The sequence below is a fragment of the Clostridioides sp. ZZV14-6009 genome (genome assembly GCF_020658095.1).
In the GTDB taxonomy this organism is placed as follows: Bacteria; Bacillota; Clostridia; order Peptostreptococcales; family Peptostreptococcaceae; genus Clostridioides.
Genome location: NZ_JAGWDG010000003.1, coordinates 75,562 through 99,527 on the forward strand (window position 1 = coordinate 75,562; position 23,966 = coordinate 99,527).

Annotated in this window: 17 protein-coding genes; 1 reads left to right on the forward strand and 16 read right to left on the reverse strand. The window is 29.2% G+C overall.

Going from position 1 to position 23,966, the window contains the following annotated elements; genetic code table 11:
• Positions 1–17 precede the first annotated feature (17 nt).
• From KGF36_RS06460 to KGF36_RS06520, 13 genes are all read right to left on the reverse strand, one after another.
• Positions 18–1,193, reverse strand: coding sequence for a CDP-glycerol glycerophosphotransferase family protein (locus KGF36_RS06460; protein ID WP_227827546.1), 1,176 nt, complete (start codon positions 1,191–1,193; stop codon positions 18–20).
• Positions 1,194–1,207: 14 nt separating this feature from the next.
• Complete coding sequence (locus KGF36_RS06465; protein ID WP_227854620.1) at positions 1,208–2,047, reverse strand: glycosyltransferase family 2 protein; 840 nt, start codon at positions 2,045–2,047, stop codon at positions 1,208–1,210.
• A gap of 2 nt (positions 2,048–2,049) precedes the next feature.
• Entirely contained in the window at positions 2,050–3,207 is a 1,158-nt protein-coding gene (locus tag KGF36_RS06470; protein WP_227854621.1) for a polysaccharide polymerase, read from the reverse strand.
• Positions 3,208–3,222: 15 nt separating this feature from the next.
• Positions 3,223–3,945, reverse strand: a complete 723-nt coding sequence (locus tag KGF36_RS06475; protein WP_227827549.1) for a glycosyltransferase — start codon at positions 3,943–3,945, stop codon at positions 3,223–3,225.
• A gap of 11 nt (positions 3,946–3,956) precedes the next feature.
• Positions 3,957–5,030, reverse strand: coding sequence for a mannose-1-phosphate guanylyltransferase (locus KGF36_RS06480; RefSeq protein WP_227839523.1), 1,074 nt, complete (start codon positions 5,028–5,030; stop codon positions 3,957–3,959).
• 21 nt (positions 5,031–5,051) lie between these two features.
• Entirely contained in the window at positions 5,052–6,758 is a 1,707-nt protein-coding gene (locus KGF36_RS06485; RefSeq protein WP_227854622.1) for a phospho-sugar mutase, read from the reverse strand.
• A 45-nt stretch (positions 6,759–6,803) separates the two neighbouring features.
• Positions 6,804–8,360 (reverse strand): murein biosynthesis integral membrane protein MurJ, encoded by a 1,557-nt coding sequence (gene murJ / locus KGF36_RS06490; protein ID WP_227842587.1) that lies wholly within the window; start codon positions 8,358–8,360, stop codon positions 6,804–6,806.
• Positions 8,361–8,474: 114 nt separating this feature from the next.
• Positions 8,475–9,530, reverse strand: a complete 1,056-nt coding sequence (locus tag KGF36_RS06495; protein WP_227827553.1) for a cell wall-binding protein Cwp7 — start codon at positions 9,528–9,530, stop codon at positions 8,475–8,477.
• 94 nt (positions 9,531–9,624) lie between these two features.
• Positions 9,625–10,311, reverse strand: a complete 687-nt coding sequence (locus tag KGF36_RS06500; RefSeq protein WP_227827554.1) for a sugar transferase — start codon at positions 10,309–10,311, stop codon at positions 9,625–9,627.
• 219 nt (positions 10,312–10,530) lie between these two features.
• A complete protein-coding gene (locus KGF36_RS06505) occupies positions 10,531–12,555 on the reverse strand; it encodes an N-acetylmuramoyl-L-alanine amidase (RefSeq protein WP_227839522.1) in 2,025 nt (674 codons plus the stop codon).
• Positions 12,556–12,803: 248 nt separating this feature from the next.
• Complete coding sequence (locus KGF36_RS06510) at positions 12,804–13,955, reverse strand: DUF5009 domain-containing protein (RefSeq protein ID WP_227854623.1); 1,152 nt, start codon at positions 13,953–13,955, stop codon at positions 12,804–12,806.
• Between the two features lie 109 nt (positions 13,956–14,064).
• The gene (locus tag KGF36_RS06515; RefSeq protein ID WP_227854624.1) at positions 14,065–15,642 is read right to left on the reverse strand and encodes a cell wall-binding repeat-containing protein; all 1,578 of its coding nucleotides are present in this window, start codon (positions 15,640–15,642) and stop codon (positions 14,065–14,067) included.
• A 210-nt stretch (positions 15,643–15,852) separates the two neighbouring features.
• The gene (locus KGF36_RS06520; protein ID WP_227854625.1) at positions 15,853–18,264 is read right to left on the reverse strand and encodes a cell wall-binding cysteine protease Cwp84; all 2,412 of its coding nucleotides are present in this window, start codon (positions 18,262–18,264) and stop codon (positions 15,853–15,855) included.
• 227 nt (positions 18,265–18,491) lie between these two features.
• Between KGF36_RS06520 and KGF36_RS06525 the strand changes: the two genes are divergently transcribed.
• On the forward strand, positions 18,492–18,887 hold the full coding sequence (locus KGF36_RS06525; protein WP_227854626.1) for a GtrA family protein: 396 nt from the start codon (positions 18,492–18,494) through the stop codon (positions 18,885–18,887).
• Between the two features lie 207 nt (positions 18,888–19,094).
• Here the strand turns inward: KGF36_RS06525 and KGF36_RS06530 are convergent, their stop codons facing one another.
• The 3 genes from KGF36_RS06530 to KGF36_RS06540 form a co-directional block, all read right to left on the reverse strand.
• Complete coding sequence (locus KGF36_RS06530) at positions 19,095–20,939, reverse strand: cell wall-binding repeat-containing protein (protein WP_227854627.1); 1,845 nt, start codon at positions 20,937–20,939, stop codon at positions 19,095–19,097.
• Between the two features lie 32 nt (positions 20,940–20,971).
• Complete coding sequence (locus KGF36_RS06535; RefSeq protein ID WP_227854628.1) at positions 20,972–21,679, reverse strand: PIG-L family deacetylase; 708 nt, start codon at positions 21,677–21,679, stop codon at positions 20,972–20,974.
• 107 nt (positions 21,680–21,786) lie between these two features.
• Positions 21,787–23,658: a cell wall-binding repeat-containing protein gene (locus tag KGF36_RS06540; RefSeq protein WP_227854629.1), complete on the reverse strand. Its 1,872-nt coding sequence runs from the start codon at positions 23,656–23,658 to the stop codon at positions 21,787–21,789.
• Positions 23,659–23,966: the final 308 nt, after the last annotated feature.

The following is a 23,966-nucleotide window of genomic DNA, read 5'->3' on the forward strand; positions in this document are numbered from 1 at the left end:
CATCATTTATAAAATATTTATTTAATTTTACTTAATACACAATCATATATCCTCTTGCAGTTCTTATTGTCATTATATCTGAAAAACTTATTTCTTTCATTTTTTTGGTTATCCATAACCTCAAAATTATTTTCAATAATATCAATAAGTTTATTCACAGCTTCATCATTATTATAAGCCAAAGACCCAAACATTTCACTTTTTAAATCTATATACGAATCAACTTTTTCCATATATTCATCTAAATCAAATTGATAAAATAAAATAGGTCTGTTCATATATAGAAAGTCTATGGCAACACTTGAATAATCAGTTATGTTTACAGCTGATTTTCTTATTTCATTTGCTAGAGTTACCCCTTTATCTAAAAATACAATTCGTTTACCAGTTATGTTTTCTTTTATATCATCTATAAACTCATGCATAAGATGATGCATATAAATTTTTACATTTATATCCTTCTCATCTAATATTTTATTTAATTTATCATCATTCAAGAAATTCATTATATTTTTAAAATAATCTGTATCTGTAAATTTTCCTGAACTAAATTTTATCCAGTCTCTCCATGTAGGAGTATATAATATATCTCGTGTTTGTGCAACTTCATTTGTTGGTAAATTGTCATATCTTGCATTTCCAATTATATAAACTGAGTCATCTAACATTCCCCAATCATTTACCATGACATTTCTTTCAAACTCAGAACTTGCTGTAACTATATTATAGCTTTTATATAGGTTATCTATAATATTTTTGAACTTTTTATTCATTGGTTTTCTCTTTTTAAAACTTATAGTTCCATGATTTAAGAACACTTTTATCGTCTTTTTATGAAAATAATTAAGAACAGGTACAGCAAAGTTATAAGGTGCTATATCTGCTGATGGCGCATGTGAAAATACTATAGCTTTTGAATTGTAATAATATAGATAGTTTTCTACACTTCCTCTTATTAATTTTTTGCCTGGAATTTTATCAAATACTTTACTGTCTTTATTTACTACCCAATAAGTTTCTACATCATTATGCTCTTTCAACATATACTCATAAAAGAACTTGGAATTATCATTGTATATATCTCCTGAATGTCCACCTATAAGCCAGATATTTCTACCATTAAACTTATGCTTACTAAATGGATACATAAAAAAAGCCAAAAGCATATTTATTAAAAATTTAACCTTGTCCATAAACACCATCCTCATTATAACTTATACTGTCTAAATCCATTAATTCTTCCTTTTATAGTGGCACTATGATAATCTCTGTTGGAACTCAATATAAGACCGCCTATATTTCTTACAAGTTTTGATGCCATAACCTTTACAAACTTATAATTCTTTCTATAGACTATTTCTTTTTTGCAAAGGGCTCCAAAACCTCTTCCATAGTTATAATCTTTTTGATACTTTTCTTTAGATTTAGAATGTTTTTTTGCAGGATGGTAAATTATATCATTCCCAAAATATTTTCCTTTAAATCCTAAACTCAATAAGTTTAAAACATAATCTATCTCTTCACCAGCACCAAAATCTCCACCAACACCTAATTTTTCATCAAATCTTGTATATTCTTTCTCTCCATAATCAACAAAAAAAGTTATGGATGTTATAGTATTTAAAACGTTGGAACTTGTGATATCACAAGTTCCATCATACATTTTCTTAAATGCATCAATTTTATTTGCATCCATAGTTTTACAACTGTATATTTTATAATCTTTATTTTTATTAAAGAAGTTTATAACTTTTTCTAATGTATCATTTTCGTAGACACAGTCATCATCAGGAAAACCTATAATTTGCCCTTTAGCATTGTCTATTCCTACATTTCTATTATAACTTAATCCCATCTTATCGCTTTTTATATACTTTATATCTAACTTATCAACGTATTTATCAACTATCTCCTTAACTTTGCTATTATCGTTTTGATCTACTACTATAAGTTCAAAGTTTTTGTAAGTTTGATTTTCTAGGCTGTCCATAAGTAAATATATATCATCATATCTATTTAATGTTGGCATTATTAATGATATTAACATTACTACCTCCTACTTTTCACTTTCCACAAATCTACCTCTCTTTTATCGTTTAATATTACTTCTTTTATTAGTAATACTATTGCAAAACTAAATGAAGCTTCTAATAATAAGTTTTCTGCAAAAGAGTATATTAAAAATAGAAATAAAGCTACTAAATACTCTTTTTTATCTTTTTCTATAAAACTTTCTATACCTTTATACATCAAATACATAAATAATATGCAAGCAACTACTCCTAGTACACTAATTATATATATATAAGAACTATCTAATGGATTAGTTGCTTTTATAGCAGCGCTATATGAATTTCCAAAAGGTTTCATAAAATTTCCCTCTTGAGATAAGTATACATTCCAAAACTTAGGTCTACTCGCTAATAATCTATTTAGTACACTACTTTTAGAAAACATTATACCAATAAGTACACTAGATAAAGTAAGTATTATCGGTGATGTCTTTATAAGCATTGGTAGTCCTTTTACTTTTTTTAGGTCTATCAACCTTATTATTTCTACAAATATTAATCCTGCTAATATAGTAAAAAAACCAGTTCTACTATATGTAGTTTGATAAACAAAAAATGCAGATCCAAATAAAATTATTCTATCCCATTTATTATAGTTTTTATATCTTAAGAATATATATGCTGCATATATAGTAACCATATGATAAAATACCCCATTTGGATTACCAAGTCCAAAATCCATTCTTGTAACAAGCGTATCTAATTTTCCTATATATCTATAGTGGACTTCCTGATTAAATACTAATGAAGGAAATAAATTAAATAACAATATAGCTCCTATTAAAAAACATGCAGATATTATTAAATAACTTTTAACTATATATTTATCATCTATTTGTTTAGCTGATACAGCTAGCAAAACAATTAATAATATAGCCCCTTCTCTATTTAATATATAAAGTAATACACAGGCTCCAACTAGCACCATTTCTGTTATACTTTTTCTCTTATCAAATAAAAAAAGTAGCATTAGTATTCCTATTGAAGAATAAAATAACGCTGATTTAATCATCCCTATACTCATATCTGGGTCAATAAATGATATCATATACTTTCTAAGTAATATGATAAACAAAACAAATATATAAAGATATTTTTTAATCATAATATTTCTATCATCGTTTAAAGTCTTCATTTCACTTTCTCCCTTTTAGCTTCGTAAAGTATTACTTGCAAATATTTTACAACACTTCCATATCTTATTTACACCTGTTAAGTGCTTGCTTTCTAAGAAATAATTTCTTTTCTTAGCCCAACTTTTTCCCCACCAATGTATTCCATAAGTATTTTCTGTAATACATTCTGGTGTAAAGTCTTCTTTAAATCCAAAAGGATAAAAATATTCTTTATCATAGACACGGATACCTTCTTCATAGTTATTTTGGTCAATCTTTTTATAATTTTTTTCCATAAGATAAGTCATAACCTTTGGTATTGTAAACAATGAAGAAGTCAGGACTTCTTTTTCATAGTACTCTAATAAGTCTTTAAAAAAAGGATGTCCTTTTTCTACACCTACTATGGCTGCATTCATGTATTCTCCATCATCTTCATATCCACATATAAGCCTATTATTTTCTAAAAGAGGAGTTATATCCTTTAATATTTGCATATCTGTATCCATATAAACTCCACCTTGTTCATAGAGTACTCTTATTCTTGTATAATCTGATATGAATGCCCAAAGCTTTCTTTTATAACATTCTTCCAAAAACTTATTTCCTTTTATTTCTTTCTCTATATCAAAGTTTTTTTCATTCCACTCTACTATCTCATATTCTGGAAGTTTCTCTTTCCAGGAATTTATACATATATTTTCTATATTTCCTTTTGGTCCACCAAACCATACATAATGTATTTTTTTAGGAATCAAATTAACACCTCCTACATATATTCTTGTCTATCTTCTTCTTTTAATTGCTCTACTATCTTTTTGACATCTTGAGCTTTATCTTTTCTACAAACCATAACTGCATCATTTGTAGATACTACTATTAAATCACTAATACCTATTGTCGATATTAATTTGTCATCTGAATATATAATTGAGTTTTTAGTATCTATAGTAATATTTTCACCTCTTTTGATGTTACCTTCATCATCAGTTGGATATATTGCACCTAGAGAGTCCCAAGAACCAACGTCATTCCACCCAAAATCACCAGGAACTACTATAACATCATTACTTCTTTCCATAATACCATAATCTATAGAAATTGATTGTATTGTTGGATATATTTCTTTTATTTTTCCTATTTCATCTTCTGTTCCTAAGTAATTACTGATTTCCTCTAATTTTTCATATACTTTTGGTAAGTATCTCTTAAAATCTTCCAATATCTTAGATACTTTCCATACGAACATTCCACTATTCCATACATATTTTTTAGAGTTTACATATTCTTTAGCAATTTCATAGTTTGGCTTTTCTACGAACTCCACTACCTCATATGCAACATTTTCTATTGTGTTTTCTCTATTGAAATTTATGTATCCATATCCTGTTGATGGAAATGTAGGAGTTATCCCAATAGTTACTAGTTTATCATTATTTTCTGCTATATAGATAGCTTTTTCTAAAATAGATTTAAATTCTTTTTCATCTTTTATATAATGGTCAGCTGGATATACACACATAACACCATCACCATATTTTTTCATTATGTTAAAGGCTGCAAAACCTATAGCTGCTGCCGTATTTCTGGCACATGGTTCTGGCAAGATATTGCTATCTAAACATTTATCTTTTACTGTATCCTTTAAAGCTTCCAATTGCTTCTCATTAGTTACTATAAATAAATCCTCTTTTTTTGCTAGAGAATCTATTCTATTTATAGTTTCATTTATTAAAGCATCTTCTCCACTTAAATTTATAAGCTGTTTAGGTACTTCTTGTCTACTAAGTGGCCAGAAACGAGTCCCTCCTCCACCAGCCATTATGACATTGTATGCTTTCATTATTTATCTCCCCTTAGCTCTTTATATAGAATCCACCACATTTAATATATAAGATATTAAATTATTCAACTTAGATTCTACATCTTCTTGGTTGTCTGAATTTGCTCCAAAGTAAAATTTAATTTTAGGTTCTGTACCTGAAGGTCTTATAGCTATCCAAGAACCATCTTCAAGTAAAAATTTAAGTACATCTGATTTAGGTAAATCATCGACCCCATCTTTATAATCTAAAATCTTATCTACTTTTACATCAGCCACATTATCTATTTTAACACTTCTAAAGTAAAGCATCATCTCTTTTATTTTTTTTATTCCATCTATGCCTTTTAAAGTAACTGACTTTAAGTCCTCTTTGTAGTATCCAAATTTATTATATGTATCTATCAAAGCTTCATACAAATTCATACCTTTTGAAAAATAATATGCTGCCATTTCACATATCATAAGTGAAGATACAACACCATCTTTGTCTCTAGCATGAGTTCCAATTAAGTAACCATAGCTTTCCTCATATCCCATTATAAAGCTTCTATCATTACTTTCTTCAAACGCTTTTATTTTTTCTCCAATAAATTTGAATCCTGTTAAAGTATTTAAACAATCTACATTATAAGCCTTTGCTATTTTTGCACCTAGTTCTGATGTAACTATAGTTTTTATTATTGTAGGATTGTTTTTAGGAAGTTTATTTTCTTCAACTAAACTCTCTAATATATATCTAACTAAAAGTGAGCCAACTTGGTTTCCATTTAATACTACATACTCACCACTAGAATCTTTTACAACAACACCTACTCTGTCACAATCAGGGTCTGTTCCTATTATCAAATCAGTACCATTACTCTTTGCCATTTCAATAGCTATATTAAATACTGACTTTTCTTCAGGATTAGGATACTTAACTGTTGAAAAATTAGAATCTGGCAATTCTTGCTCCTTAACCACCATTACATTTTCAAAGCCACATTCATTTAAGACTCTTCTTACTGGTTTATTTCCAGTTCCATGAATAGGTGTATATATTATTTTTAATTTTTTTCCATATTCATCTATTGTATTTTGTCTTAAAACTTGCTTCTTAACAGCCTTTATAAACTCATCATCTACTTCATTATCTAATATAGTTATTAAATTTTTAGATAAAGCTTCTTCAAAATCTGCACTTTTAATAATACTGTAATCATCAATCTTATTAACTTCTGCAATTATATCATTTGCCATATCTATACAGATTTGACCACCATCTGAGTCATATACCTTATATCCATTGTACTCTTTAGGATTATGGCTTGCTGTTATTACTATTCCCATAGCACACTTTAAATATCTAACAGCAAAAGAAAGTTCTGGTGTAGGTTTTAATTCTTCAAAAATATAAGCCTTTACACCATATGCACTTAAAGTTTTAGCTACTTCTATACAAAACTCTCTTGACATGTATCTACTATCATGTGCTATAATAATTCCTTTTTGCTTTCCTTCTTCACCTTGTGTCTTCATAATATAATTTAAAATTCCAAGTGTTGCACGTCTAACAGTATAAATATTTATTCTATTAGTTCCCGCTCCTATTATACCCCTTAGACCACCTGTCCCAAATTCTAAATTTTTATAGAATCTATCTTGTATTTCTTTTTCATCATCCTTTATATTTAATAGCTCTTCTTTGGTTTGTTCATCAAAATAAGGAGAATTTAACCACATCTCATAATTGTTTTTATAATCCATATTTTCATCCTTTCTGACTCTATTTTAATTTTTTAAGATAAATGTCTATCTTTTAAGTAGTTTTTGTTTTCCTTTTCTCAAAAACTCAAAAGCTAAATCCATTTCTTCTACCTTAAATAAAACTATCAATATTGTATATACAGAAGCCCCACCTAATACTCCAGCTCCAACTGATATAATTTCTTTAATTGTTCCTGCACCTATAAATGCATATAGATTGTTATATATCAATAAAGTGACTACTGCCATCACACCTGATGCTACCAAACTTTTAAGGCCAGTCTTTATGATTTTATCTCCTCCAAAATATCCATTTTTCTTTTTAAGAGATATAAACAATAATATAACTGTAATTATATTAGATGTACTAGTTGATATAGCAATACCTGCATGACCAAGTGGTCTTATCAATATTAAATTAAGAACTATATTTATTATTAAGGCTATACTTCCATTTATCATTGGTGTTTTTGTATCTGAAAGAGAATAGAAGGCTCTATATAAGACATCTCTTACCCCACAAGCCAATAATCCTAGCGAATATAATCTAAGAGCTATAGATGTAAGGTCTGTTGATAAGGCGTCAAACTTACCTCTTTGGAATAATATTCTAACAAGAGGTTCTGCCAATATAATAGCTCCTATAGATATCGGAAGCACCACCAATATAATACAATTTGATGATTTTACAATAGTACTTATAAATCCTTCTTTATTATCTTTACCTGACATTTTTGCCAGCTTAGGATATATAACGGTTATTATAGATGTAACAAATAATGCCATAACAAACTCATTCAGTCTATTTGCATAGTTAAGAGCGGACAACTTCCCATCCCCTAAAGTAGTTGCCAATAACCTGTCAACAAATATATTTAACTGTCCAACAGCTACACCTATTAACATAGGCAGGACTAGATTCACTAGTTCTTTTATGGACTCATCCTTTAAATTTATATATGGTTTATACTTGTAGGACTTCTTAAATGCAAATGGAAGTTGAAACAATAGCTGACTTGCCATAGCAACCAGTGCTCCTGCTGGTAGTATCCATATATTTTTTCCTGCACTTAGTGCTATTGCTACTATTATTATGATATTATATGGAATTCCTATAAGTCCAGGAATTACAAAACTGTCATTCACCTGTAAAAATGAACTAAATATTTTACTTCCACTCAAGAACAAAACTCCTGAAATCATTATTTTAGTAAATAATATTGCTGCTTGAAACTTAGCAGGGTCACTTCTAAATCCTGCTGCAAATACTGTAACAAATTGCTCTGTAAATAAAAGCCCAAAAATAGCTATTATTATAGCCATTATATAGCATATATTTAAAACATTATTAGTAAATTTTAAGGCACCTTCATCTCCGAGTCTTTTCTTCGTCTCAAAGTACATAGGTATATAAGTTGTAGCAATTGCAGAACCTATGACTGCTATGATTAAACCAGGTATATTTAGTGTTAATACAAATACATCTGCATACATACCTGTTCCATAGAAATTTGCAAGTACAAGTTCTCTAAGGAAACCTAATACTTTTGAAAACATAGTGGCGGCCATAATCCACAATGCTGCTTTAGCTGTTTTTGACATTTTATTTCTCCTTATCTAATTTAAACTCTAAAAGTAGAACTTTTAAAACTGCTTATAAACATTATTCTAATTAAGTAAATTTAACCTATGAAAAGCTTCCTTATAAATTAAATACTATATTGACTCATATCTAAGTGCCCTAAATGTAATCAATAGTAATAATAGTATTAATATTATACAAGATAAGAATGTTAGATTAAATATACTCTTAAGTAAACTATAATTACCTACTGTATACCCAACTTCAATTACATCACTTATGTTGTTATCTTTCAAGAATTTATCTTGTGCACGACTTAAATTATCACTACAAATCAGTATTGGCATATTTTCTTTAGCCGATACTACTCCCAAAGAAATATATTCGTTTACATCAGCTCTACTTCCAAAGTCTAATCTAGCAGTATAGATTTTATTTATATCTTTTACATCATAAAACTTCTTTATTAAATCGATATTTGTCGCTGACTTATTTATTTGCTTTATACCTTCTATATTCTTTAAGCTAGAATCAATATCTGCAATAAACTCTTTTGAATCACCTAAGGCATATATTTTTTCAAGGTTTTTACCTTTTAAGAAATCAATTTGTTCTTCAAAACCTTCATCTTGAGCCCATATTATTGGCATTCCACTTTTAGCTGCATAAGAATACACAGATATGGCATTTTCTAATCCTGTAGTTGAGCTAAGTAAAAATGCTTTATCGAATCCTACTGTTCTGTACATTTCTCTAGCTATCTTTAAAGATGTATCATATCTGTCTTTTCCTCTTATTCTTTCTACTTTCATTCCCATTTTTTCTATATTACGTTCAGCATCTTTAGATACTGCCTTTAAACCACCTATTATCGTAACCTTCTCTGGACCTAGTTCTTTTAGATAATTTCTTGTTACTCTACCAAGATTTTTACTCTTAGTTACAACTATTGGAGCATTTTTTGCATATGCTAAAGGTGTTGCACTTATACTGTCTACAATTGACTCTTCATTTACAAGAATTACTTCTTTAGAATTCTTAAATGCTCTTTTATTTAATTCTGTTGAAATCTCTGGTATACTACCTTCTATCAACTCTTTTTTAGGATTTGCATCTGCAAATACTCCTATCGTACTAGAAATAGAGATTAGCAAAACTAACGATAATATAGTAGAAAATTTTTTAATCATAAGTTCTCATTCCTTTTCTTTTTTGTATTTTTTGACAATAAAAAAGCTCTTTTTAAAGAGCTTTTTCATTGATTAGTAATCTAATATTTTAAAATTATCTAGCTCCGTCTCCTGTCAATACTACTTTAACAGTTTTAAAGAGTATCTTAAAGTCAAGTAATATACTCCTATTTTTTATATAGTAAATATCTTCTTTAAGTTTTTCTTCAGGAGTGATTTCGTATCCACCATTTACTTGTGCCCAACCTGTAAGTCCAGGTTTTATAGCAAGCCTGTTGATAAATCCAGGTATTTCCTCATTAAATTGAACAGTAAAGTTTGGTCTCTCTGGTCTAGGGCCTATTAAACCCATGTCCCCCTTTAATATATTAAACAGCTGTGGAATCTCATCAATTCTAGTTTTCCTAATAAACTTTCCAACCTTAGTTATTCTAGGATCATCTTTTTCAGCCCATTGTGCGCCAAATTTTTCTGCGTCTGTTCTCATAGATCTCAATTTATATATATAGAATCTTCTCCCGCATTTTCCTAGTCTTTCTTGCTTATAAGTTATTGGTCCTTTGTCCTCTATTTTAATAAGAATTCCAAATATTGCTATTAAAGGTAAACCTACTACAAGCCCTAATATCGATAAAACTAAATCCATAACTCTTTGGTACAAGTCAAACAACACTGTGCCTTTTACTATGCTATAGTCAATCTCACTTGCAATTTCTTTATCTGCCCCTGGATAGCTTGTAACTTTAGGTATTTCACATTCATCATTAGTATATCCAGACATAGTTACCTCCATATTGGAATAAAAAATTTTTAAATTCTTAATTTCAACGTATTTCTATCTTATTTTTGACTTATTTCTATATTATACTCAATAATGAGCAGTTTATCAATACAATAAACGTCATTGTAAATAATTTGATTCTTTGCAAAAATATATCATCTCTTGCTATATTTTATATTATAACAGGAGATGATATATTTTGCTTTAATATTTTTTATTTTATTTTACTGTATCTTCTATTCCTATTCCAATTTGAGTTCCCATTGTTTTTACTTTTTCTGCTGTATTTAATTTATCCATATCGCTCTTATTGTCTATAAATGCACACTCTACAAGTATTGCAGGATATTTATTGTTTCTTAATACATATAGGTAATCATTTCCATTTGCAAGTGTTCTTGTCTTGATTCCTCTATTTTTCATATTAAATTTCTCTAATATTCTTTTTAAGATATTTGATGCAGCAGTCTTAGTTGTTCCACCATTTTTATCTTTTACTTTGTAAAAAATTTCCACACCATTACCTGCTCCATTAGATGCATTGTAATGTATACTTGTAAATAAATCTGGCTTTATAGTATTTGATAATGTTGTTCTTTCTCCTAAAGCCATCGTTTTATCTGTATCTCTTGTCATAACAACATTTATACCTTTTGAACGTAAGTATTCAGTAGTTGCTAAAGCTGTATTAAGAGTATATTTCTTTTCTTGAGCTCCACCATTTAGTCCACTAGTTGCACCTGAATCAGAACCCCCATGACCTGGGTCTATCACTACAGTCTTTCCTGCTGCTGAACCAGAATTATCTGGTTCTGTTGGTGCATTGTGTTTTGATAAACTAGATGCTATAGAGCTTATAACACTCTCTTTCATTCCATCACCAATTTGATATACTGTTCCTGCTGTTTTTTCTGATAAGTTTGTACTATGATATGCAGAAACGTAAGTTTTTGGAGTTATAAGTATTGGAGATTTCAACTTAGCTGCTAAAGGTCCTGCTGTTATTGAGTCAACTATTATGTCAGATTTTGCAACTAACATTGCACTCAACTCTTTATCTGGATAGAAAGTCTTAATTACCTTTGCATTAGTTTCATGTCTATCAGCTCCAGACACTCTGTTTTTTGAAGTTGCATTTTTTGCTATCTTAGATATTTGGTCTATAATTTTTGATGATAAACTTTGGTCTCCACCTATGTAGTAAGCTTCTTCTAAACCTTGTGAAGATAACCAATTATATGTACTTTCTGGTACAGAATCTTTATTAGCTAATATTATAGGTTGTTGGTCTTCACCTGCTTTTGATGAAATATTAAGAGCATCATACTCACCAGCATATCCATTTGCTATATATATCTTATTAACATCATGATACTTATCGATTTCTTTTGCTATAAGTAAAGATGTTTCATGTCTATCAACTCCACCAATACGAGTTACATTTACATCTACAGCAGATTTAATTTGAGATACTGCCTTCTGTGAAACTGAACCATCATCACCTATGATTATTACATCACTTGGATTTAGACGTTTTAATTCTGCCTTTGTGCTTTCTGGTATATCATCTTTGTTTGCAAGTAATATTGGTGCATCATATGTAGAAGCAAGTGGAGTAGCTGTTATTCCATCTGCTGCTAGTTCTCCATTAACTATTACAACCTTACTAGCTCCATCTTTCCATCCTTGTTTACTTATCTCAACAGCTGTCTCAAATCTAGTAGCTCCTGCAAGTTTTTTTACTGGTGCAGAAGTTTTTCTCATATATTCATTTACTGCTTTTGTCGAGTTAGCATCACTTATTATAAATTCTTGTGTAACATCATAATCTTTAAGATTTAATCCCATAGATTCTAAGTCTTCTTTGTTTAAAACTTTCTGTTCATCTTTACCATTTACTTTTATGCTTTGAAGTTCCCATACATTTAAATATTCTGGGTCTTTATTGTAATTTATTACACCTTCATATGCATCTGTCTTTTCATTGTAATTTAAAGTAGCTTCAAGTGGCATATCATAACACATAAAATTTAATGTTATTGAATCAGCGTTTAATTTTTCCTTAAATTTTACACTTGCATTCGATTTACTTCCTAACACTACACTTTTTCTTTGTAAATTTATATTAATATCTGAATTAGATTCTGTATTTGCAGTAGTATTTTCTGCTGCTAAAGCCACGTTTGGTGCCACCATTGCTATAGACAACATTCCTGTTGCTAATAATTTTGTTCTTTTTCTCATTGTATCCCCCCTAGATTTTTAGATCTTTAAATCTTATTTAATTCTTCTTGAACTTGTTTTATATTACATAAATTCAATATTATGTAAATCTTTTTTCATTATAGCACAAAAGATTACAAATTGTAATCTTTTTGTAATCTTTTATGGCATGTTTTTTTAATTTTCGCTAGGGAAAAACCGGATTATTCCTGAGAATTTCTGCATATTTGAACAAATTAAAGAAATATTTTTTTAAACAAAATACTACATTAAATTTTAATAAATATTTTCTTTTTATACATAAACGACATTATTATAACCCAAAACAATACATACAAGAGAGAAAATACAAGAGAATCCCACGTTGTACCTGCCCAAGGTGTTATAAGTTCATATGTAGTCCATTCCACCAAGGTAGTGGGATAATCTACTTTATCAGTAAGTTTTGGTAAATTCCAAAACACATGACTCAATATCTCAAGACACATATATGTAAAAATAGGGCTACTTCCAAGTGCTATTATTGGAGTAAATATTTTGCTTTTATTTTTGATGTCACATATAAAGTAAAATATTGCCAATAAAATACCATAACTTCCAGCCATTAAAAGTACAAATGAGCTTGACCATAATCTCTTATTAAATGGAAAATATTGATTAAAAGCAAAAGCACATGTAAGTAAAATGATACTCATAATTAATATTTTAAAGAATTTTTTATACTCTCCTATATTTTCTTTTAGAAGTACACATCCCATAGTACAGCCCAACATTCCTGAGGAAATAGCTACTATACTTGTTAAAAATCCGTCTGGTTCAAACTCTGGCTTGTACAAATGTCCTTTAAAAAAATGGAAATCCACTAATTGTGCAAGAGAACCTTCTAATTCAAATCCATAAGGTTTTGCAACTATGTAATACCCCACTATAATAAATGCAGATATACACAAGAAAGTAATTATAGTTGCAGTGCTTCCTACATTTAGCTTTTTTAGTAGTAAATACACTAAACTAGTTACAAGACACACTAGCCCCATACGTTGAAGCACTCCAAGTATTCTCACAGTACTTAAGTCATGATTTCCTAGGTAATTTAAGAAAAATCCAAACAACATTAGTAAAATACTTCTCTTAAATATACTTAGTATTATTCGTATTGTAGACTTATTATTCTTTAGTTTACTGTTTATTGATATTGGAATTGTAACACCTAAAGATATAACAAAGAAAGGGAATGCAAAATCTGCAAGTGTTACACCATGCCATATAGCATGTCTTAGTTGTGGATACATTCTCATCCAAGTCCCAGGATTATTGCAAACTATCATGAGAGCTATTGATAGCCCTCTTATTATATCTATTGATTTAACTCTGCCTTTTATAGTTTTTGTATTTAATTTACCTTCAAATCCACTCTCCATATTACCTCCCCCAAGATTTAACTTTATATTTAGCTTTAGCTATGATTCTATCTAACTATATATCTTCATACATAAGTCTAAAATATAGTTCTCTTAAATATACATCTTTTTAGTTAAGAAATTTCTTTAGAAATCCAAGTTTATCTAGTATGTCTTGTATTTTATTAACTTTCTGGCTTATAGAATCTATAGCTTTTTCAATAGAATCAACCTTAGCTTCTAAATCCTCAACCTGATTTACTTTTTTGTCTATAGTACCATGATTAGTTATATCACTATTGGATGAATTATCTATAAGTTTTCCTATATATCCATCATTAATCAATTTTGTATCATTAGCAGATGCTAATATCATCAACGTATCTATATCTGAATTTCTAGTATTTTCTATAACTCTACCATTTTTGTCACGAACTGACAATATAGTTATTGTATCATGATTATTAAATCCACCTTCACCAATATTTCTAACTATAACATTTACTAGAGTAGCATAGTTATTTACCTCACCATTAGGCATATCAACAGTGATAGTCTTTGAACAATCCCCTTTTATATTCACAGTTATTGGTTTATTTGTTACCATTCTAAAAGCTTCATTTACAGTATCCTCTTTTGGATTAAAGTTAATAATGTCATTAGGACTTGCAATATTTATCATATTAGTTAATTCTTCAACAGTTTTAGCTTCAAAGATAGTCTTATCTTGTAAAGTCTTAATCTCATTAAAAGCTTCTTCATTTCCATTTCCACCAACTTGTGTTACAGTACTTAATTTTTTAGTACTAAGTACATCCCTTTGCTTTGTATTTAGTTTATCACCGACCAAAACAACAGGTGATTCATTTTTTGCTGCCAATACTCCAACTGCCAATGAATCAATAAGTTGATTTTCATTTTTACTTCCATCTTTGGTTACATATAGATTATTTAAATCTACATCAGAATAAAACTTTTCTATAACCTTAGCATTAGTCTCATTTCTATCTTTTCCACTCAATCTTTCTGCATTAGGGAGGCTCTTTTCTACAGCTCTTGAAACAGAATTTGTACCTCCAACTACATATGCTTTTATAACTTTCTCATCTTTTATAAATTTTTCAAATGGTTCTACTCCATTCTTTGGACTAGATAAAACTACAGGCATATTATTTTGAGCAGATGGTGCTCCAACACTTACAGCATCACTTAGCCCTTTTTCCCCATTCACAACAGCTATCTCCTTAACATCTTTAATATCTTTTAGTTTATTTGCTAAAAGTAATGAAGTCTCATATCTATCATTACCACTAATTCTTTCCACATTTAATCCATCATTTTTTAATTGATTCTCTATATCCTTATTTAACACAGCAGTCCCACCAATTAAATAAATATCCTTAGCTCCCAAACGCTTTAGCTCTGTTTTAGTTCTATCATCCAGTTTATTACTTTCTGTTAAAAGTATTGGAGCTCCTTTAGCTTTTGCAAATGGTGTAGCTGAAAGAGCATCAGCTAAAGAACTATCATTCACTAATACAGCATTATTACTTGAACTATATGCTTTTTGACTTATCTTTACAGCAGTTTCATATCTCCCTTCACCTATTAATTTTTCTTCTGTAAGTGCATATGATGAAGTTATAGAAATCCCACTCAAAGTAAGCGCTATTGTCAATATAGTTAAAATAGTTTTTGGTGCTTTCATTTTATTACCCCCTTATTTCGTTTAAAATCTTACTATCTTATATTATAGAGTATCTTTACACTATTTTACAGTTTAAAATTATTACATTTTTCTCTATAGAAAATTTCTCAAGAAATAAGCCCCAACCATATTAACGGTTAGGGCTTATTTCTTTTATATATCTTTAAAGCTATATTAAATATTTTTTAAATTACAAAATATCTAACATTATTATTTTCCTAAAAGAGTATTTAATTCATTAAAAGCACTTTCATTTCCATTTCCGCCAACTCTAATTGGAGTTTCAATCTTCTTAGATTTAAGTACAGTCTTTTGACTTTCATCTAATTTATTTCCAACCAAAACAACTGGAGAATCTGTCTTAGCACCCAATGCTCCTACTGCTAGTCCATCTATTAAGTCACCTTGACTTTTTGAACCATCTTTAACAACAAAAGCATATTTTAAATCTGAATTAGTATAGAACTTATCTATTATCTTAGCATTAGTTTCATTTCTATTACTTCCTGCAAGTCTTGTTGGATTTGAAAGCTTGCTTTCTAAGTTTGATGATAAAGTAGCTGTACCGCCAATTATATAAGACTTAGTTATTTTTGATGAATTTAAAAACTCATCAGCACCTTGTAACTCACTCTTTTCATTAGTAAGTATTATTGGCATATTGTTGTCAGCTGCTGCTGCACCAACACTTATTGCATCTGCAAGTCCATTGACACCATTTGCTACTGCAACTTGTGAAACTGATTTTATACTATTTAGCTTTTGAGCTAGTGATATACTAGTCTTGTATCTATCACTACCACTAATTCTCTCTATTGATATACCCATACTACTAAGTTGAGTTTGTATATTCTTGCTTAAAGAGTTTTCTCCACCTATTAGATAAACTTTTTTAGTTCCTAATCTTTGTAATTCAGCTTTAGTTTTTGAATCTAAGTTATCTTTTCCTGTTAAAAGGATTGGAGAATCAATTGCTGCTGTAAATGGTGTAGCTGTTAAAGCATCCACTATTGCATTTCCATTTACTAGCACTGCATTTTGTGAAGAAGTCCATCCTTTTTTACTAACTTTAACTGCTGTTTCATATCTATCTGCTCCAGTTAAAGATTCTCCTGAAGTAGCTTGTCCAGAAGATGTTTTTGTTATAGCTTTTATAACAAAGTTACAAGGAGAGAACTCACTGTATGTATTTATATCTTCAAATTTATTATTTTGAAGTATGTAACTTTCACCTAAGTTTGCTTTAGCTTCATATAAATAATATGCATCTATATTAGTCTCATATGCTAAAGTAGACTTTTCTTTGTTAGGATTTGCTGTGTTGTCTATAACTACTACTATAGCTCCTTTTCCTTTTGGTAGGTTATAAGAGTTAGTAGCTACATTTATGTATCCAGAGTATGATACTGTTCCATTTGCAAGTTTTGTCATTGAGTTATTTTGAGGAACTCCATTTACTACTGGTGCATAGTATACTTCATATTTTGCTCCTACAGAGTCTGTTTCAAACATAACTGAGTCAAGTTTTTCAGAATCTCTACTAAAATCAAATACATTTGCTGCTGTTATCTTATTTGACATTATTTTACTTAGACCAGCGTATTCAAGTTGGTACATTTTTTTGTCACTATCTGGTTTTGATACTGATTTCATTGCATAGTTATCTGTATCTGTTAGTAATGTCTTATCTTCATAAGAAATCCAGAAAAATCCTTTCATAGAATTGAATTCTCCCCAGCTACTTTTTACTAACCATGCTCCATTTGATTCTGGCTTAACGTCAGATGCAAAATTATCTTTTGAATAATTATCATCCCATCCCACAATTGCTACAGAGTGATTTAAAGGAGCTCTCTTATTTGTACAATTATATGCTGTTTCATCATCATTAAAATAATTTGAATAATGTGCATAACCTGATGTCACTGAACCATATTGCATTATAGCATTTTTTACAGTTTCTTTATCTTTTCCAAGACGAATAACATCTGTCACATTAAACTGTGTAGGTGCAGTATCCATATTTGAAGGTCTAGTTGCACCTTGCTCTTCAGATTTAAGATTATATGGTATATCCTTATCTAATTTAGGCCCTGCCCATGCAGTCAAATATCCTATGGCTGTTACATTTGAACTACCTGTCATATCTGTTAAGTTCCATCCATGTGTTCCACCAGTTGACCACCATCTAAAATGTTCTTCTGAAAGGTCATAAGTTCCATATCCTTTTAACTTTAAATATGATTCTAAAGTTGACATACCAGAAAATGCCCAGCATGTATTAAGGTCTCCCTGATTTTTTGCTGGTGTAGTCAATCCTAAATTCATTGGATTGTATGCTGCACTTGCTTTGTACGATGATGGAAGAGTGCTTCTTCCCTTATTTTGAAGTGTTGTACCTTCCATTTCATGTGGAACTGGTATTACTCCATTATATTTTGCTGTGTCTCCATTTTTGACATCTTCTAGATATTGAAGATAGCTTTCAGAATACTCTGCAGTTTCTACTCCATCTAGAGTTTTATTGTTTTCTGCTGAGACAGGTATTGTTGACACTATTAAAAAGCAAACTGTCAACAATGCCAGTAGGCTTGACAATTTTTTTGATTTGTACTTTCTCATATTTACCCCCTTGTATGTATTTAATTTTTATTATATCAGATTTCTAAATCTAGGTCATATTTTATTTTGATAAAATCTGGATTATTGGTGCATATTAACTGTAAAATATTATAATTTTATTTTTTATTATATTTTACAATATGTTGATTAGTTAATGTATGTGTTATACTAAAGTGTGTTAGTAGTCTTTAAAAAAATTATATTTGATTAGTTTAGGAGGATTATATTTGATTTTTAAAAAGCCTAAGGAGACAATATTATATTTATTTTTTGGAGCATTTACTACCCTTGTAAATATCGTTTCATATTTATTTTTTACTAGAATTATTTCATTTAATTTTATGGTTTCAAATGCTTTGGCATGGATACTTGCTGTTTTGTTTGCTTATGTTACTAATAAGTTTTTTGTGTTTGAAAGTAAGAAAGTTGAGATAAGGTTTTTATTTAAAGAGTTTTTGTCTTTTGTTAGTTTTAGGTTGCTTTCTGGTATTATTGAAATGGTTATTATGTATGTAATGATTGATTTACTTTTTGTAAATGATATTATAGTTAAGGTCTTTACTAATGTAGTTGTTATAGTTTTGAATTATTTATTTAGTAAATTGATAATTTTCAGAAAATAATTAGCTATAAATGAAAGCGATTTAATGAAAAATGTAACAAAAGGGCTGCTTATAGCTTTCCTTTTACAAAAATCTATTACAGCCATCATAAACAATATTGTATATAAACATCTACCACTATTAGATATTTATATATACATCAATAAAAAACTAATAACATATCTCCCTGTAATTATTTATTATAATAATATTTAATTTGCTTTTAAATTACTCTATATTAAAACCATCATTTGTAGCATTAGATACTCCCCACTTATAAACCTTATCTGTTGAAGTATTTATTTCAACAGCTTCTATATATGATCCATTTTCAGCTTTAATTATAAATGCACGATCTGACATAGGGACAATATTCCATTCGTCTGGATCAATTCTATCTCCAATATGTTTGGGTGAAGGCTCAGAATCAATAACTCTATAATACACTTCATAATCAGAATTTCTAGGTTCAGTAGAAATTTCAACTTTTATATAACCTTTTTCAGGTACAGTGCATGGTTCTACTTTTGGATATATTCCATTTGCTTTTTTATCATCATCCTTCACTGTATCATTAATATCTGGTTTTTTGCCACTTATTGATGGTTCTTTATTTCCACTAACGGTTTCAATCTTACCTGAATTTTTTATGCTTAAACTTAAACTACTATTAGAAATTTCAACTATTTTCCCTCTATTTTCTATATATATATCTTCTGATCCTTTATATACATTTATAAGCCATATATTACCTGAACTTTTATTTTCAATTTTACATCCATCATTATCGTATACATCAACATAATTTATTTCCCCTTCATTAATCAATGTACTATTGCCAATATTAAGTATCTTTATAGTCCCATTAACCTCACCAAAATTAGTTATATCTCCATTTGGCATATTTATTGTTATTGTTTGAGTATAAATTCCTTCAAGTTCAACACTTATAGATTTATTTGTATCTATTGTAAAAGACTCTGTAATATCTTTGCCCTTTTTAGGTTTAAACTTTATGATATCATTTGTATCAGCTTTTTTTATAGCGACATTAAGTTCATCAATAGTTTCAACAGTATACTTAGTCTCTTCTTGTATATAAAGTATATCTTCTACAACATTTTCATTCCCTAGACCACCAATTTGAGTAACCTTATCTATAACTTTAGTATTTAGCACATCTTTTTGAGCAATATCCAACTTATTTCCTGCCAATAATATTGGAGAACTATTTTTAGCTGCTAACACACCTACCGCTAAAGAATCTATTAAATCATTCTTATTCTTTGTACCATCTTTTGTCACATAAATGTTTTTTATATCAGTATCTTTATAAAATTCTTCTATAATCTTTGCATTTGTCTCACTTCTACTACTACCTGCTATTCTTGTTGCATTTGGTAGATTTCTTTCTACAGAACTAGAGATAGAGTATGTACCACCTATTACATATGACTTTTCTATATCTTTACTATCTATAAAATTGTCAGCTACTTCAGTTCCATTATTTGTGTCAGAAAGTATTATTGGCATATTTTCTTGAGCAGCTATAGCTCCAACACTTACTGCATCAGCAAGCCCTTTTTCCCCATTTACTACAACTATTTTAGATATAGATTTTTCCTTATTTAGTTTTTCAGCTAGTTTTAAAGAAGTATCATATCTACTATTTCCAGATATTCTTTCAAAATTTATGTTTTCCGCATTTAACTGCTTTTCAATATTTGAACTTAATGCAATTGAACCACCTATCAAATACACATTTTTTACACCAAGTCTTTTTAATTCTGTTTTTGTTCTATTATCTAATTTATTACTTTGAGTTAATAATATTGGTGCATCTTTTGCTTTTGCAAATGGAGTAGCTGATAAAGCATCTGCTATTGAATTATCATTTACTAACACAGCAGTATCAGATTTCGTCCATCCAGCTTGACTTATTTTTATTGCAGTTTCCCATCTTCCAGAACCTGTTAATGTATCTTTTGTAGATGCATTAGATGTACCTCCATATAATGTAACAGACAAAAATGTTATCGTTAATAAAGACACTATCTTTTTTGATATTTTCATTAATTCTTACCTCCTAATTCTTTTATAATATTTTATGGAGCATGTATATACTGTATTTTATTTATAGCTAGTTCATCAAAATGAGATTTTACTGAATGATATCCTATAGCATAATGCCCACTTTCAGGATTCCATTTCTTATATGCATTCATTGCACTTAATAACTTCTCCTCTTGACTAGGTAATACCTCCCATACCTCTACATTTGGATTGACTTTTTTAAAATCTTTATAGTCATATGGTTCTACATAAAATCTTAAGTCTTTTATTTTTCCTTCTTTATATAATTCTAAAGCTGCTTCACCTAATGCTCTATGGTCTTCATGTATACCACTAGCTTTAAATGGAGTAACGGTCTTCACCTTTGCATCTGGATATTCTTTTAAATACTTAAGGATTATTTCCCTTGCTTTTTCTTTATTTAGCTCACCATCATGAGCTCTATTATCTTCTATATGTATATTACTTTCTTTTACACCCATTGCTTCACAACTGTCTTTAAATTCTTCATCTCTCTCTTTTGAAAATGTACTTTCTGATAGAGAATACTTATGCACATCTTTAATATGATAAGAACATGACCCTCCATCATCTAAGACTTTTCTTATTATTGATTTACTACCATCTGTACACAATATTACATGTGTATCACTTTTTTCAACATGCTCAATTATAGCACTACCCATACTTAAAGTTTCATCATCTTGATGTGGTGAAAAAAATAAAGTTGCATCTACCACTACTGTATCCTCCCTATTCCATAAAATGTTATAATTTACAATAAATAGCATAACTATAGAAAAAGATTCCTCTGTTTATTAAGGAATCTTCTCCACAGTATAAGTTATTACCAACCTAGTATCTTAGCTATCTTTTGTATTACTGTCAATTCAACTCCATTACCTATTTGAGTTACTTCTGCACCAAGATTTAATTTTTTATCAAGAGCATTCCTTTGTGAGTCTGTTATATCAGTTTTAGCTAGAAGTATTGGACCTTTACCTGCTGCTAAAGGTCCTGCTGCCAATGCATCTACTAGCATACCATTATTTCCATATCCATCTTTTGCTATATATAGTTTATCTAATTTATCATAATATGTTTCTATGACTTTAGCATTTGTATCGTGTCTTGTTTCTCCTTCAACTCTTTGAACTTTTCTATCTTTATCAATATCAACAAGTTGATTTTCAATTTGGCTAGATACATTGTTAGAACCACCAACTATGCCAATCTCTTTTCCATCCATCAACTTTATGGCTTCTGCTGATAGATCATTCCAACCATTTACTATTATAGGAGCCTTAAGTTCAGCAGCTTTAGCAGCTATACTCATAGCATCAGCTTCCCCTTTTTCACCTACTACAAATGCGTCTTTAAAAGAAGCCATAGCTTTTGCTACTGCTACTGAAGTTGTATGTCTATCATCTCCAGCTAGTCTTTCAACATTTTTAGTTATTGATTCTAGTTGCTTTTTAGCTGTATTTGATACTGCTGACTCTCCACCTACTATATATATTTTAGCAGATGGGCTTTTCTTAATTATATCTTTTATATAATCTAAAGTTACTTTTGGTATTTCATTATCAGCTGCCAACAGTATAGGTGCTTTTTTAGATTGAGCTAGTGGTGTAGCTGCTAACCCATCAACTAATTTATTTGAATTGACTATAACTACATTGTCAGTGTATTTTGTTTGTTTTGCTATAGCTACTGCTGTTGCATATCTATCATCTCCAGCTATTAATTTAACTTTTGAATTTCCTTCTAATGCTGATTTAGTGTCTTTTAACTCTTTTTCGTTAGTACTTTCTACAGTAAGTTCTATCGCTTTTCCAGATGCATCAGTATATTTAACAGTAAATTTATACTTTCCTGTTTCTGAATCTTTTGCTGAAATATCACTAATTGATTTTGATGTACCATTTACTACCATATTGCCTTGAACAGTTAATCTATATCCATCATATAAATCTTGTGGTGAAACTGTGTTTAAATCACTATTTTTTATAGTTATTTCAGCTAATTGAATATCATCAATATTTTTAGCTCCTGCTACACCTAATTTATTGATTTTTTCTACTTTAAAACCTTCTGCAGAAGGATCTAAATTTGTCCCAGTTGAATCAACTGGATTTACTGTTAAATCAACCTTTTCATCGCCAACACCCACTGTTATAGTTTTAGAAGTTACTATTTCTGCTTTATCTCTTAAAGTTATAACTAACTTATCTTTGGCACTATCATATGAAGCTTTTACATCTGCAACTTTATAAATTCCATTAGTTTCAGTTTTAGCTTTTTCTGTTATGGAATTAGCTTCAGCTGAAAGATCTGCTGAATTTTCATATTTTTCAATTGCTTCAGCAACTATTTCATTTGAACTATTTGTTACATGCCCTTTATCTGTTATAGTTACAAGAAGTTCTTTATTTTCTCCCAAAGCATTTACTAATTTTTCTAACTCATCTATATTAGTTATTATTTTTAATTGTGATGAAGTTTCACCAACCTTTATTTCATATATTGGTTGTCCAACTTGAGAACCTCCAGTATATTTTTGAGACATTAGGTCTCTAACTTTTGAAACTAATTCTGTAGCTTCTTTTTTAGTTATTGTTTGTTTTTTTACCTGTGTAGTTTCCGCAGCAAAAATTGGAGCTACTGATGTACTTATCATTGCAGCTGCCATAACTACCGAAAGATTTTTTCTATTCATGGTATTTTCCCCCTAAAAAATTCAGTTTTTTATCAATTTTTCCTTATTTACCAATTATAATATATATCTGACATTATTTCAATAAATAGGATCTATTGTAATAATTAACTATTTACTCTAAAATTCATTTTAGTACTTTATTTTATAAATATTTATGTATACAAAAAAGTAACAAAATTGTAATTTTTTTTTATAATCCAGTTTATAACTAATAGACTTTTCATCTTCTTTATAGTATAATATTAAATGGAAGAAAGAAATTTCAAGCATCTCTTTTTTCCGTATTTCTCACACAGAAAAAGAAGCTG

Bases quoted from the DNA above. Each gene is read 5' to 3' on its own strand.
- KGF36_RS06460 (WP_227827546.1), bottom strand. From the start codon at position 1,193: ATGGACAAGGTTAAATTTTTAATAAATATGCTTTTGGCTTTTTTTATG.
- KGF36_RS06465 (WP_227854620.1), bottom strand. From the start codon at position 2,047: ATGTTAATATCATTAATAATGCCAACATTAAATAGATATGATGATATA.
- KGF36_RS06470 (WP_227854621.1), bottom strand. From the start codon at position 3,207: ATGAAGACTTTAAACGATGATAGAAATATTATGATTAAAAAATATCTT.
- KGF36_RS06480 (WP_227839523.1), bottom strand. From the start codon at position 5,030: ATGAAAGCATACAATGTCATAATGGCTGGTGGAGGAGGGACTCGTTTC.
- KGF36_RS06485 (WP_227854622.1), bottom strand. From the start codon at position 6,758: ATGGATTATAAAAACAATTATGAGATGTGGTTAAATTCTCCTTATTTT.
- murJ (WP_227842587.1), bottom strand. From the start codon at position 8,360: ATGTCAAAAACAGCTAAAGCAGCATTGTGGATTATGGCCGCCACTATG.
- KGF36_RS06495 (WP_227827553.1), bottom strand. From the start codon at position 9,530: ATGATTAAAAAATTTTCTACTATATTATCGTTAGTTTTGCTAATCTCT.
- KGF36_RS06500 (WP_227827554.1), bottom strand. From the start codon at position 10,311: ATGTCTGGATATACTAATGATGAATGTGAAATACCTAAAGTTACAAGC.
- KGF36_RS06505 (WP_227839522.1), bottom strand. From the start codon at position 12,555: ATGAGAAAAAGAACAAAATTATTAGCAACAGGAATGTTGTCTATAGCA.
- KGF36_RS06510 (WP_227854623.1), bottom strand. From the start codon at position 13,955: ATGGAGAGTGGATTTGAAGGTAAATTAAATACAAAAACTATAAAAGGC.
- KGF36_RS06515 (WP_227854624.1), bottom strand. From the start codon at position 15,642: ATGAAAGCACCAAAAACTATTTTAACTATATTGACAATAGCGCTTACT.
- KGF36_RS06520 (WP_227854625.1), bottom strand. From the start codon at position 18,264: ATGAGAAAGTACAAATCAAAAAAATTGTCAAGCCTACTGGCATTGTTG.
- KGF36_RS06530 (WP_227854627.1), bottom strand. From the start codon at position 20,939: ATGAAAATATCAAAAAAGATAGTGTCTTTATTAACGATAACATTTTTG.
- KGF36_RS06540 (WP_227854629.1), bottom strand. From the start codon at position 23,658: ATGAATAGAAAAAATCTTTCGGTAGTTATGGCAGCTGCAATGATAAGT.